The following is a 12,515-nucleotide window of genomic DNA, read 5'->3' as shown; positions in this document are numbered from 1 at the left end:
CCTCACGGCAGGGCGGCGAGTGCGGCGCGGACGAGGGTGTCGTCGCGGTGGCGCAGCACGAGCGCGACCGCCCGCTCCCCACGGACCGCGAGGGCAGCGGCACGGTCAGCGCCGGGCGAGCTCACCGTGGGTGCGCCGAGCGCCGCCACGAGAGCCGCCACCGCATCGGCGTCGAGAGCCACGGCGCCGGTCACGTCACCCGCCGTGACCTCGACGCTCGTACGGTCACGCTCCGCACGCGCGGCTGCCTGAGCCCGTACGGCCTCCACGAGCGCATCGCGGTCGGCCTCGCGCGACGCCCGTACGTCGAGGACCGCCGTCACGGTCGCGGCGGCGACGCCGGCGGCGGGCACGTCCGTACGCAGCTCGCCGAACGTGGCTCTGGCCTCGTGCAGCCGCGCCTGCTTGGCCGCCGCGAGCACCGTCATCGCGGCCGTGAGGAGCGGGTCGGCCCGCACACCCATCGGAGCCTCGTACGGCACCGGGGTGCCCGTAAAGGTGAACGTCCAGCGCCCGCGCGGCCACGCCGCCCCCACTGTCGCGGCGTCGACGCCCTCCGGCAGCACGCGCGCCAGGTCGTCGACGACCTCGAGGAACGTCCCGCCCTCGGCACGCCACAAAGCCCACCCCGGACCGGACTCCACCACCGACGCCTCCATGCGCGCCATCCTGCCCTGCCGGTGCAGGGACCGCCGCGGCCCGCAGGCGATACTGGACGCCATGCGCATCACGCGGGACGAGGCCGATGCCGTCGAGGAGTCCGACCTCTCGGCGCGCGACAAGGCGGAGAAGCTCATCGAGTTCGCCACGTCCGACGAGTACGAGCTCGTCGACGACGTCAACCCGCGTTCGCTGCTCGTCGCGGCCTCGGAGTACCTCGGCTACGCCGGCGCGTTCGACCGCCAGGAGGAGGTCCTCGCGATGGCCGACGCCGCCGCCGGCGTCTCCGCGATCCATCCCGACGTCGTGCGCGTGGGCGCCGCGCTGAGCCGCGGCCTCGACCCCGCGCCGTACGCCGACCGCTACCGCAAGTCCGGCCACATCACTCCGCTGTCGGCCCACTACATGGGCGACCTGTACGACGAGGCCGGCGAGCCGCTGGCGGCCGAGCGCTGGCTCAACATCGGCATCCGTGCGCTCGAGCACCTCGACCCCGACATGGTCGACACCGGCACGTGGGACCTGCTGCTGATCTCGCGGCGCAACCTTCGCGCCCGGCTCGGCAGGCCGATGGACGGGTACGACGAGGAGGCGGAGGCGGCCGACGCCCACTTCGCGATCGACAGCGACGACCTCGGGGCCTGACGTGGAGCTCCGCGAGGTCGTACGACGCCGGCGGATGGTCCGCTCGTACGACTCCCGCCCGGTGCCTCGCGAGGTCGTCGACCGGATGCTGGAGCATGCGACCCGTGCACCGAGCGCCGGCTTCAGCCAGGGCTGGGCGTTCCTCGTGCTCGACACCCCGGAGGACGTCGCGCGGTTCTGGTCGGCGACGACCCCGCCGGAGCGCGCTGCCTCGCCGTCGCGGTGGCTGCGCGGCATGCGCACGGCCCCCGTCGTGATCGTGCCGCTCGCGCACAAGGAGGCCTACCTCGACCGGTACGCCGAGGCCGACAAGGGCTGGACCGACCGCGACGAGTCGCGATGGGCTGCCCCGTACTGGTACGTCGACACCGGCATGGCCTCGCTCCTCGTCCTCCTCACCGCCGTCGACGAGGGGCTCGGCGCCTGCTTCTTCGGCATCCCGCCGGCGCGTACCGCCGAGCTCCGGGCCGTCTTCGGCGTCCCCGACGGGTACGACCCGGTGGGCGCGATCACCGTCGGGTACCGCGCGGAGGACGACGTCGAGGGCTCCCGTGCACGTGGTCGCCGCCCCCTGTCGGAGGTGGTCCACCGCGGCCGGTGGGGGCAGGACAGGACCTAAGACCCTGGTCTGTGAGCAAGATCACGAGTAGCCTCGCCGCATGCTGGTCGCCGAGGAACTCACCCTGCTCGCGCTCGATCCCGAGAGCGGGAGGATGCGCGCGAATCCATCCGCCGTCGAGCAGGCGCTCGCCGGCGCACTGCTGCTCGACCTCGCTCAGGCCGGCCCTCTGAGCCTCGACTCCGACGGCGTGATCCAGCTCGTCAGCACCGGCCCCAGCCACCCCGTCCTCGGGAGCGGCTTGTCGCGACTCACCGGCCAGATCCCGCTCAAGGTGCGCGACGCGATCCACGTCCTCGCCCCGGGCCTGTCCGAGACCGTCCTCGACACGATGGCCGTGCGGGGGCTGGTCCGCCGCGACGAGCACCGCACGCTCGTCCTCAAGATCCTGGTGCGCTGGCACATGACCGCCCCGGCGATGGCGGACGCGGCGCGCGCCGACCTCACGAGCATCCTGGCCACGTCCTCGGGCACGCCTGCGTCGGCCTCGGACCCGGTGCTCGGTCCGCGCGAGGCGGCGCTGCTCACCGTGCTCGGAGGCGCCGACCTCCTCGCGCTCGCCGAGACCTCGCGCAATCCGGCCTCGGCAGCACGGATGCGGGAGTGGTGCGCCGATGTGGCGTACGGGCGCAACTGCCTCCACAGCGTCCCCGACAACGTGCTGGCCTTCCAGCGCGCGGTGCACGCCGCTCTCGCCACGTCGGCCACCGCCTCGAGCCACGGCGCCCCGCCGGCCCCGTCCGCGCCGGAGACCGCCTCCGTCTGAGTCCTCCGGCTCTCTGACCCCTGTCTCTGGCCCTAGCGTTCGGGCCGCGCTCCTCGCGACGACGCCACCGGGTACGGCCGCGGCCCGCAGACGTCGCAGCCCGCCTGCTGCTCGACCGGGATCGCGTGCGTGCTCGGGCGGTCGCGGATCATCGCGAACGCCAGCGCCGCACCTGCGATGAGCAGCCCGACGCACACGAGCATCGCCTGGTCGAACCCGTCGTCGAAGAGCACCGGGTCCGACAGCGCTCCCCCGACGATCCCGACCAGCGGCGGCAGCGCCGCGACGGCGAGCAGCTGCGCCGTCCGCGCGACCGCGTTGTTGACTCCCGACGCGGTGCCGGCGAGGTGGTCCGGAGCGGCCGCGAGCACGGCGGTGGTCAGCGGCGACACCAGGATCGTCAGGCCGATGCCGAACACGACCACCCCGGGGAGGACGTCGACGAGGTACGACGCGTCGTCCCCGATGCGCAGCATGAGCAGCAGGCCGACGGCCGCGACGAGCGGCCCGACCGTCATCGGGAGCCGCGGGCCGATCCGCGTCCCGAGACGTCCCGCCGCCGGCGAGAAGAGCAGCATGAGGACGGTCACCGGCAGCGTCGCGGCACCGGCGGCCAGCGGCGAGTAGCCCGCGACGACCTGCAGCTGCACCACGAGGAAGAAGAAGACGGCGCCCAGTGCCGCATACACGGCGAACGTCACGAGGTTGGCCCCCGCGAACACGCGGTCGGCGAACAGCCCGAGCGGCACGAGCGGGTTCGCGCTGCGGTGCTCTTGCGCGACGAAGAGCAGCAGCACCACAAGCCCTGCCACCGCGATCCACGTGGTCGAGTCGATGAGCCCGTATGTGAGCGCCGCCAGACCGCCCGCGGTGAGCACCACGCCGAGGACGTCGAAGCGCGCGGGCGCGTCGGGGTCTCGGCTCTCCGGCACGTGACGCCCGCAGATCCACACGATCGCGACCGCGAACGGGAGGTTGAGGAGGAACACCGCGCGCCAGCTCACCGCCTCGACGAGCCATCCGCCCAGCAGCGGGCCGAGCGCGGTCGCCACTCCGCCGAGCCCGGACCAGGCGCCGATCGCCGCGCCGCGGTCGTCGGGGTCGAACGACGCCGAGATGAGGGCGAGGCTGCCGGGCGTGAGCAGCGCGCCGCCGACTCCTTGGAGGAGGCGCGCCGCGATCAGCATCTCGACGTTCGGCGCGATCCCGCACAGCAGCGACGCCAGCGCGAACCAGATCACCCCGATCACGAAGACGCGGCGCCTCCCCCACCGGTCGCCGAGCGCGCCACCGAGCAGGATCAGTGAGGCGAGCGCGAGGGTGTAGCCGTTGACCACCCACTGCAGACCACCGACGTCGGCGTCCAGGTCCTCGCCGATCGTCGGCAGCGCGACGTTGACGACTGTCCCGTCGAGCATCGCCATGCTCGATCCGAGCACGGTCGCGAGCAGCAGCCAACGCCCCGGCGCGGTGCGAAGACGAACGACGGCATCCACCTCGTCACCGTACGCACGCTTGTGGCCCCATGGGTAAGGATGGAGCCCATGACGGTACGCACGCCCGATCCCAATCCCGGTTGGCTCTCCGAGGACGACCTCGACGAGGCGCGCAAGCGCGTCCCGATGCTGTACGTCGAGGCGGTCCCGGTCCGCATGGACCCCGACGGTCTCGTCGCCGAGATCGGACTGCTGCTGCGCGGCGCCCAGCACACCGGCACGATCGCGCGCTCGTTCGTCAGCGGCCGCGTGATGCACGGCGAGCGGGTCCGCGACGCGCTCATGCGCCACCTCGAGAAGGACCTCGGTCCCACCGCGTTCCCGGTGCTGCCGGTGAGCACGGTCCCGTTCGCGGTCACCGAGTACTTCCCCTACCCGGGCGCCTCGCAGTTCTCCGACCCGCGTCAGCACGCGGTCGCGCTGGCGTATGTCGTGCCGGTCTCAGGCGAGTGCCACCCGCGTCAGGACGCGCTGGAGATCACCTGGTTCACCCCCGCGGAGGCCGCGACCGACGCCGTTGCCGCCGAGATGGAGGGCGGACGCGGCGCGCTCCTGCGCCAGGCGCTCGGCTACCTGGGGCTGCTGGGCGGCTGACCGCCGGTCGAGCCTGGGTTCCCGCCGGTCGAGCCTGTCGAGACCCGCCCACGCCCCCGCCGGTCGAGCCTGTCGAGACCCGCCCACGCCCCGCCGGTCGAGCCTGTCGAGACCCGCCCACGCCCCCGCCGGTCGAGCCTGTCGAGACCCACCCCGCCGCCGGTCGAGCCTGTCGAGACCTCAGTGCACGACCTTCAGGCCGACGACCCCTCCGATGATCATCGCGAGGAAGAGGACGCGCAACGCTGAGACGGGCTCGGCGCCCGTCACCATCGCGTACGCCACGGTCAACGAGGCACCGATGCCCACCCACACGGCGTACGCGGTCCCGGTCGGGAGGCTGCGCATCGCGTAGGCGAGACCGACCATGCTGAGCACGACGGTGATGCCGAAGACGACGGTGGGGACGACTCGGGTGAGGCCGTCGGAGCGTCCGAGCGCGGTGGCCCAGACGGCTTCGAGGATGCCGGAGATGATGAGGACGAGCCATGACATGGCGAGCTCCTTGATCGCGGACGAGTCGGTCGCGACGTCTTCGCTTCACCGGGTACGTCACCCTCGTCCGGGGCCTCACGGCCGCCCCCACCCTACGCGAGCAGCACACGCCGTTACGATTTCCATATCCTGAGATCGGGGTCTCAACATATGGATGCGCCTGCAGCCGCGCCGTCCCGGATCACGGCACGCCACTGGCTGATGCTCGGCGTCGCCACCTTCGCCCAGGCGGCGGGCGCCTGCCTCGCTCACGGCGTCGCGTTCCTCATCCCCGCACTCCAGGACCGCGGACACTCGCTCACCACCGCCGGGGCCGTCGCCGCGATGCCGCTTGTCGGGACGATGCTCACGCTGGTCGCGTGGGGCGCGATCGCCGACCGGTACGGGGAGCGCGTCGTCCTCGTCGGCGGCACCCTCGGCACCGCGGCGGCAGGTGCGGTCGCGGTCGTCGTCGCCGATCGCCTCGTCCCGCTGTGCCTGGCGCTCCTCGTCGCCGGGATGCTCGCGGCGAGCACCTCGGCGGCATCGGGTCGCGTGGTCGCGGGGTGGTTCCCCGCGCACCGCCGTGGCCTCGCAATGGGGATCCGTCAGATGGCGCAGCCGCTCGGTGTCGGGCTCGCTGCCGCGACAATGGCTCCGCTCGCGGCCGGCGCCGGGCTCGGCGCCGGCTTGTGGGTCCCCGTCGCCGCCGCCGCGATCGCGGGCGTCGCGTGCGCCACGGCCGTCACCGACCCGCCCCGTCCGAGCCGTGCGACCGCCCAGGCGTCCGGCCACCTCAGCCACCCGTACACGAGCCCGTATCTCCCCCGCATCCACCTCGCCTCGATGCTGCTGGTCGTCCCCCAGTTCACGGTCTGGACGTTCGCGCTCGTCTGGCTCGTCGGCGACCTCGGCTGGGCACCGGGCGCGGCGGGCGGCCTGGTCGCCGCGACCCAGCTCCTCGGCGCACTGGGCCGGATCGGCGCCGGACAGGTCTCCGACCTCGTCGCCAGCCGCCTGCGTCCGATGCGCTGGGTCGCGGTCGCGGCTGCCGTCACGATGGCAGGGCTGGCGGTGACCGACCGGCTCGGCTGGGATGCCGTCGCCGTCGCGCTGCTGGTCGTCGCGACGGTGGTGACGGTCGCCGACAACGGGCTCGCGTTCACGGCCATCGCCGAGCGGGCCGGCCCGTACTGGTCGGGTCGTGCGCTCGGCGTCCAGAACACCGGCCAGTACCTCGCGGCGGCCGCCGTACCTCCGGTCCTCGGAGCCGTGGCGACAGCGGCCGGGTTCCCCGTGATGTTCGCCCTGGTCGCACTGTTCCCGGTCGTCGCGGCACCGCTCGTACCGGCCAAAGAGGAGCGCCCGCTCACGTGACCCTCCCCGCCAGGGAGACACAAGATGTTACCGACGGGTAGTGTTTGGATAGCCTCACCCGTAGGAGCGCCATCACCTCGGGCTAAAGTTCGCTTGACTGGAGATCTCTCGGCAGGAGAAGAGCATGCAGGTCGTCGCGATCATCGTGTCGCTGGCCATCACCGCCGTCGCCGTCGCGCTCGCCGCCAAGGCGGTCACGCAGATGGTGCGCGTCGTACGGATGGGTGGGCCCACGCCTGGCACGCGCACCGACGACAAGGGCGCGCGCTGGAAGAACATGTTGGTCGAGACCATCGGCCACACCCGGATGCTCCAGTGGCACTGGATCGGCATCATGCACTGGTTCGTGTTCGCGGGCTTCATCCTGCTGAGCTCGATGGTCGCCGCGGCCTACTTCCAGGTCTTCGACGCCCACGCCGTGCTTCCGATCATCGGGCACTGGGTCGTCTACCAGTGGGTCGCCGACCTGTTCTCCTGGCTGACGCTGATCGGCATCCTCTATCTGATCTTCGTCCGGCAGCGCAACAAGCCCAACGCGCTCGGACGCAAGTCGCGCTTCTTCGGCTCGACGTTCTGGCAGGCGTACTTCGTCGAGGCCGTGATCCTTGCCGTGGTGGTCTGCGGCTTCCTGCTGCGCGGCCTCGAGTACGCGCTGTTCTCGCACGACGCCCCCTCCGACGCGACGTTCGTGCAATTCCCCGGCACGTTCTGGCTCGGCGAGATCTTCTCCGGCATGTCGGCCAGCGCCCTCGAGACGACCATCTACGCCGTCGCGATGGTCAAGATCGTCATCTCGATGACCTGGCTCATCACGATCTCGCTCAACATCACGATGGGCGTCGCCTGGCACCGTTTCACCGCGTGGTTCAACATCTGGTTCAAGCGCGAGTCCTCGGGCCGTACGGCACTGGGCGCGCTGCAGCCGATCTACATCAAGGGCGAGCCGCTCGACCTCGAGAAGATGGAGGACCTCGAGGAGGAGGACTTCAACAAGCTCGGCGTCGGCGCGGTCGAGGACTTCTCCTGGAAGGGCATCCTCGACTTCACGACGTGCACCGAGTGTGGCCGCTGCCAGAGCCAGTGCCCCGCCTGGAACACCGACAAGCCGCTGTCGCCCAAGCTGCTCATGATGGGCCTGCGCGAGCACGCGTACGCGAAGTCCCCGTACGTCCTCGCCGGCGAGGACGGCCGTGAGGGTCTGCCCGAGGAGGTCCTCAAGGAGGGCGAGCGCCCCCTGATCGGCGACGAGTCGATGTACGGCGTGATCGACCCCGACGTCCTGTGGTCCTGCACCAACTGCGGCGCGTGCGTCCAGCAGTGCCCGGTCGACATCGAGCACGTCGACCACATCGTCGACATGCGCCGCTACCAGGTGCTCGTCGAGTCCAACTTCCCCACCGAGCTCAACAACATCTTCAAGGGCCTCGAGCGCAAGGGGAACCCCTGGGGCATGTCGCCCAAGAACCGCATGGACTGGGCGAAGGACCTCGACTTCGAGGTGAAGCAGGTCGGTGTCGACGTGGAGGATCTCGACGAGGTCGACTGGCTGTTCTGGGTCGGCTGCGCTGGCGCATACGAGGACCGCGCCAAGAAGACGACGCAGGCGGTCGCCGAGCTGCTCGACACCGCAGGCGTGACCTTCGCGGTGCTCGGCGACGGCGAGACCTGCACCGGTGACCCGGCGCGCCGGGCGGGCAACGAGATCGTCTTCGCCCAGCTCGCCATGCAGAACGCCGAGGTCTTCAAGGAGACCAAGGTCAAGAAGGTCGTCTCGACCTGTGCGCACTGCTTCAACACGCTCAAGAACGAGTACGCCGAGTTCGGCGTCGAGCTCGAGGTCGTCCACCACACACAGCTGCTCAACCGCCTCGTGCGCGAGGGCAGGCTGACTCCGGTGGCGCCGACCGCGGGCGCCGTGGGCGGCAAGACGATCACCTACCACGACCCGTGCTTCCTCGGACGCCACAACCAGGTGTACGAGGCGCCGCGCGAGCTGCTCAGCGTCATCCCGAACGCCGAGTTCAAGGAGATGCCGCGCAACTCCGAGCGCTCGTTCTGCTGCGGTGCCGGCGGCGCCCGGATGTGGATGGAGGAGACGCTCGGCGAGCGCATCAACCTCAACCGCACCCAGGAAGCCATCGACACCGGCGCCGACCAGATCGCGGTGGGCTGCCCGTTCTGCCGGGTGATGCTCGCCGACGGTCTCACGGCCAAGCAGGCCGACGGCGACGCCCGTGAGGAGGTCGAGGTCCTCGACGTCGCGCAGCTGCTGCTCGCCGGCGTCAAGCGCGGGTCGGACGTCGCTGCGGCGACCGAGCCGGGCCCGGACGCGACTGCCGCCGATGCGGGTATGGCCGCGACCGCGACCGCGGTGCTCGATCGCCCGGAGGGTCAGGGCGAGAAGCTCGACGCACCCGAGGTCGGCAGCGCCGCCGAGAACGAGGCGATCGCCGAGGAGTCCAACGTCCACGTCGACGACGAGGGCCACGGTCACCCGAAGGCCTGATCTCCTTCGCGGCCCGCGCCACGCGTGCACGAACGATGAGGGGTTCCGCCCATGTGCTGGGCGGAACCCCTCATCGTTCGTCAGGGTGCTGTGTCGGCACGAGAGAGAAGCCCTCGAATCTGAACGGTCCCCACTCAGGCGGGTAGACGTGGAGATCCGCCCAGATCGCACCGACGAGGCGGCCAACGTTCTCGTGACGGCCGGTCCTCGTTCGTTCTGGGCTCGCCCGCTCGACCCCGTCGATCAGGGACAGCGCGGCATCCAGGTCCTGCGCCGTGATGTCGAGATGCCACTCGCCGCGCCACTCCTGGTGGCCGAGCGTCACGAAGAGGCCCCGCTCGTGACGGCGGGTCCGCGCGATGTATCCCCCATCCGCGAGGCCGCGGACGACCTCCTCCATCAACGTGCTCATCGGTCCACCGCTCCTCGTGCCGTCGACACATTGTGCACCGCGTGGCGAGAGCCCCCGACATCACCGATGTCAGGGGCTGGGTCGCCTACCTCGCGACCACCGGGCCGAGCTCAGGCGTCGCGTCGGCGCAGCGAGACCGCGGCCAGCGTCATCAGCACCGCGATCTGCCCGGCGAAGATCGCGAAGCTCAGCCACGCGTCCAGCAGGTTCGGGTTGAACGACACCGGCGTCGCGATCACCGCGCCGGCGTTGCCCGGCATGACGCGCTCGAGGAACAGGCCGAAGTCGCCAGGAATCAGCGCGACCATGTTGCTCACCACGAAGCAGACGGCGATGGTGATCGTGATCGCCGCCGCCGTGTGGCGCAGAAGCGTGCCGACAGCGACCGCGAGCAGGCCGAGGCCAGCCATGTAGAGACCGCTGCCGTACATCGACCGCAGCACGTCACCCTCGAGCGCCATGCCGATGCCCTCACGGTCGAGGAAGTAGTTGCCCCCGAAGTAGCCGATCAGGGCCGTTGCCGTGCCCACCACGAACAGCAGACCCGCCACCAGCAGCGCCTTCGCGGCGAGCACGCGAAGCCGTCGCGGGACGGCGGCGAAGGTCGCCCGGATCAGCCCGGTGCCGTACTCGCTCGTCACCGCGAGCACCCCCAGCACGATGGCCGTGATCTGCGCGATCATCATGCCCCAGGTGATGAAGGCACCGGGCGACTCGTCGGCGTCCGGACTGGCGAGCCAGTCGGCGTTGCCCCAACACATCACGATGGTGAGTCCCGCACCGAGACCGACCAGCGCGGCGACCGTCCACCACGTCGAGCGGACCGAGCGCAGCTTGATCCACTCGGCGTTCAGCACCTGGGTGAAGCCTTGACGGGCCACCGTGTCCTCCGTGGCCACCGCCACGGCCGTGGTCGCTGCCGTGCTCATGCCGCCACCTCTTCGCGGGTCTTCGACGCGTACTCGACGTGAGAGGCGGTGAGGGTCATGAACGCGTCCTCCAGCGAGGACCGGACCAGTGCCAGCTCGTGCAGGGCCAGCCCCTGCGCGTGGACGAGGTCGCCGATCGCTGCGGCGTCGATCCCCTGGACGTGGAGCGCGTCGTCGACCGCGGCGACGTCGGCTCCCGCACGCTCGAGCAGCGCACCGACCTCGGCACGTGCGGGCGACTTGACCCGCACGTACGAGGTGGCGTGCCTCGCGATGAAGTCCTCCGTCGAGCAGTCGGCGAGGATCTGGCCCCGCCCGATGACCAGGAGGTGGTCCGCGGTGAGCGCCATCTCCGCCATGAGGTGGCTCGAGATGAACACGGTCCTTCCCTCGTCGGCCAGGCGGCGCGCGAGCGAGCGCACCCAACGGATGCCCTCCGGGTCCAGGCCGTTGACAGGCTCGTCGAGCACGACGACCGGGGGATCCCCGATGAGGGCGGCGGCGATGCCGAGCCGCTGGCCCATGCCGAGCGAGTAACGACCGGCACGCTGGCCGGCGACGTTCTCGAGCCCGACGAGCTCGAGCACCTCACCGACGCGGGCGGCGGGGATGCCGTTGCTCGCCGCGAGCCAGCGCAGGTGGTCGCGGGCCGAGCGTCCCGGATGGAACCCCTGGGCCTCGACGAGCGCACCGATCGAGCGCAGCGGCGCGCGCGACGTCAGGTGTCGGTGGCCGTTAACCGTCACCGAGCCCGCCGTCGGGGCATCGAGGCCGAGGATCATCCGCATGGTGGTCGACTTGCCAGCGCCGTTGGGCCCGAGGAATCCGGTGACCTTGCCGGGCTTGACCGTGAAGTCGATCGCATCGACAGCGGTCTTGTCTCCGAACGTCTTGGTGAGTGCCTGGGCGCGGATCATACGATCGCCGCCCGGATGCCTGAGGTATCCATGAGACCACCGTGCCGGGCCTGATCGCCCCCGACATCGGGGAATGACCCCAGTACGGCCCTGACCCGACCCCGAACCGATCCCCGCCCTAGAGCGCGGACCTGACCTCGCCGAGGACAGGGCGCGCGCCCGTACGGGACACCGCGATCGCGGCCGTCTCGGCACCCCGACGCAGCGCCTGCTGCGGTTCGAGGCCGTCCGCACTCGCGGCGATGAACCCCGCGGCGAACGCGTCGCCGGCACCGGTGAGGTCTTCGACCTCGGCGGCCTCGGCACGCTGCCGTACGAGGAAGCCGTCGGGCGTCATCTGCACCGAGCCCGCCGCACCGAGCGTCGCGACGACCGTCGGATACCAGCGGGACAGCTCCAGCACCGCACGATCGGGCTCGTCCTCCCCGGTCATGCACCGCAGCTCGTCGAGGTTGGGCAGCACGACGTCGACGCCTGACGTCCACCGCGCGAACTCCTCCACCCCCGCCTCGCGCAGGAACGCGACCGAGCCCGGGTCCAGAGACACCGTCACCCCGCGGTCCCGAGCACGGGCGACCAGCTCCTGCGCGACCGGACGGGTCACCGGGTCGAAGAACGTGTAGCCGGTCAGGTGGAGCCAGCGCACGTCCTTCCACGCCGACAGCGGCACGTCCTTGGTCGTGAGGGCGCTGTTGGCGCCGCGGTCGACGTACATGGTCCGCTCACCGACCGCGTCGAGCGTGATCACGATCGTCGCGGTGTCTTGCTCCCCGTCCGCGGCGATGCGCGCCTGGACGTCGAAGCGCGCCAGCGCCTCGGTGTGCCGCTCCGCGCCGTCATGGCCCGCCCTGCCGACGAACATGACGTCGGCGCCCTGCCAGCCGAGCCAGGCCGAGACGTTGGCCGCGGATCCACCGTCGCGGCGGCGGATCACGGCAGGAGTGTCGCTCGCCGGGGTGACGGCGGTGAGCGGACGGACGATGAGGTCGTCGACCACGTCACCGACCACGAGGATGCGCGCCATGCACGGAACGGTACCGCCGAATAATCGGATGCGGAGGAGGCGGCCCTCCCCCTAGGCTCTGTGCAGTCGCACAAGAACGAGTGCCGAAAGGGGGGC

General features: G+C 71.2%; 13 protein-coding genes and 1 riboswitch. Of the genes, 6 read left to right on the top strand and 7 right to left on the bottom strand.

The features are described 5' to 3' along the window. Positions 1 to 2: 2 nt before the first annotated feature. Positions 3 to 659, bottom strand: a complete 657-nt coding sequence (locus ACFSDF_RS03510) for a hypothetical protein (protein WP_167251294.1) — start codon at positions 657 to 659, stop codon at positions 3 to 5. A 61-nt stretch (positions 660 to 720) separates the two neighbouring features. Between ACFSDF_RS03510 and ACFSDF_RS03505 the strand changes: the two genes are divergently transcribed. From ACFSDF_RS03505 to ACFSDF_RS03495, 3 genes are read left to right on the top strand one after another with little or no spacing between them, the layout of a single operon-like run. Beyond that, entirely contained in the window at positions 721 to 1,305 is a 585-nt protein-coding gene (locus ACFSDF_RS03505) for a hypothetical protein (RefSeq protein WP_167006689.1), read from the top strand. A gap of 1 nt (position 1,306) precedes the next feature. Then, positions 1,307 to 1,924: a nitroreductase family protein gene (locus ACFSDF_RS03500; RefSeq protein WP_167006692.1), complete on the top strand. Its 618-nt coding sequence runs from the start codon at positions 1,307 to 1,309 to the stop codon at positions 1,922 to 1,924. Between the two features lie 40 nt (positions 1,925 to 1,964). Beyond that, positions 1,965 to 2,690: a GPP34 family phosphoprotein gene (locus tag ACFSDF_RS03495; protein WP_167006694.1), complete on the top strand. Its 726-nt coding sequence runs from the start codon at positions 1,965 to 1,967 to the stop codon at positions 2,688 to 2,690. 32 nt (positions 2,691 to 2,722) lie between these two features. Here the strand turns inward: ACFSDF_RS03495 and ACFSDF_RS03490 are convergent, their stop codons facing one another. Continuing rightward, on the bottom strand, positions 2,723 to 4,186 hold the full coding sequence (locus tag ACFSDF_RS03490; protein WP_243843058.1) for an MFS transporter: 1,464 nt from the start codon (positions 4,184 to 4,186) through the stop codon (positions 2,723 to 2,725). Positions 4,187 to 4,234: 48 nt separating this feature from the next. Here ACFSDF_RS03490 and ACFSDF_RS03485 point away from each other — a divergent pair, with 48 nt between their 5' ends. Further along, positions 4,235 to 4,780, top strand: a complete 546-nt coding sequence (locus tag ACFSDF_RS03485; RefSeq protein WP_167006696.1) for a DUF4916 domain-containing protein — start codon at positions 4,235 to 4,237, stop codon at positions 4,778 to 4,780. A 180-nt stretch (positions 4,781 to 4,960) separates the two neighbouring features. On the opposite strand, the gene ACFSDF_RS03480 is transcribed toward ACFSDF_RS03485, so the two are convergent. After that, positions 4,961 to 5,275, bottom strand: coding sequence for a DMT family transporter (locus tag ACFSDF_RS03480; protein ID WP_167006698.1), 315 nt, complete (start codon positions 5,273 to 5,275; stop codon positions 4,961 to 4,963). A gap of 28 nt (positions 5,276 to 5,303) precedes the next feature. Next, a riboswitch (guanidine-III (ykkC-III) riboswitch) is annotated at positions 5,304 to 5,363 on the bottom strand. Positions 5,364 to 5,425: 62 nt separating this feature from the next. Between ACFSDF_RS03480 and ACFSDF_RS03475 the strand changes: the two genes are divergently transcribed. Together ACFSDF_RS03475 and ACFSDF_RS03470 are read left to right on the top strand one after the other, a co-directional pair. Next, on the top strand, positions 5,426 to 6,631 hold the full coding sequence (locus ACFSDF_RS03475; RefSeq protein WP_377156192.1) for an MFS transporter: 1,206 nt from the start codon (positions 5,426 to 5,428) through the stop codon (positions 6,629 to 6,631). A gap of 124 nt (positions 6,632 to 6,755) precedes the next feature. Next, on the top strand, positions 6,756 to 9,137 hold the full coding sequence (locus ACFSDF_RS03470) for a (Fe-S)-binding protein (protein WP_377156190.1): 2,382 nt from the start codon (positions 6,756 to 6,758) through the stop codon (positions 9,135 to 9,137). Positions 9,138 to 9,207: 70 nt separating this feature from the next. Here the strand turns inward: ACFSDF_RS03470 and ACFSDF_RS03465 are convergent, their stop codons facing one another. From ACFSDF_RS03465 to ACFSDF_RS03450, 4 genes are all read right to left on the bottom strand, one after another. Continuing rightward, entirely contained in the window at positions 9,208 to 9,549 is a 342-nt protein-coding gene (locus ACFSDF_RS03465; protein ID WP_377156188.1) for a hypothetical protein, read from the bottom strand. A gap of 110 nt (positions 9,550 to 9,659) precedes the next feature. After that, complete coding sequence (locus ACFSDF_RS03460; protein ID WP_377156186.1) at positions 9,660 to 10,478, bottom strand: ABC transporter permease; 819 nt, start codon at positions 10,476 to 10,478, stop codon at positions 9,660 to 9,662. Next, positions 10,475 to 11,395, bottom strand: coding sequence for an ABC transporter ATP-binding protein (locus ACFSDF_RS03455; protein ID WP_167006703.1), 921 nt, complete (start codon positions 11,393 to 11,395; stop codon positions 10,475 to 10,477). The genes ACFSDF_RS03460 and ACFSDF_RS03455 overlap by 4 nt, the downstream gene beginning before the upstream one ends. A 118-nt stretch (positions 11,396 to 11,513) precedes the next feature. Next, positions 11,514 to 12,419, bottom strand: coding sequence for a carbohydrate kinase family protein (locus ACFSDF_RS03450; protein ID WP_377156184.1), 906 nt, complete (start codon positions 12,417 to 12,419; stop codon positions 11,514 to 11,516). Between the last annotated feature and the right edge of the window lie 96 nt (positions 12,420 to 12,515).

The sequence above is a fragment of the Mumia zhuanghuii genome, from assembly GCF_042681565.1.
In the GTDB taxonomy this organism is placed as follows: Bacteria; Actinomycetota; Actinomycetes; order Propionibacteriales; family Nocardioidaceae; genus Mumia.
This window is presented reverse-complemented; position numbering and strand designations above follow the sequence as displayed.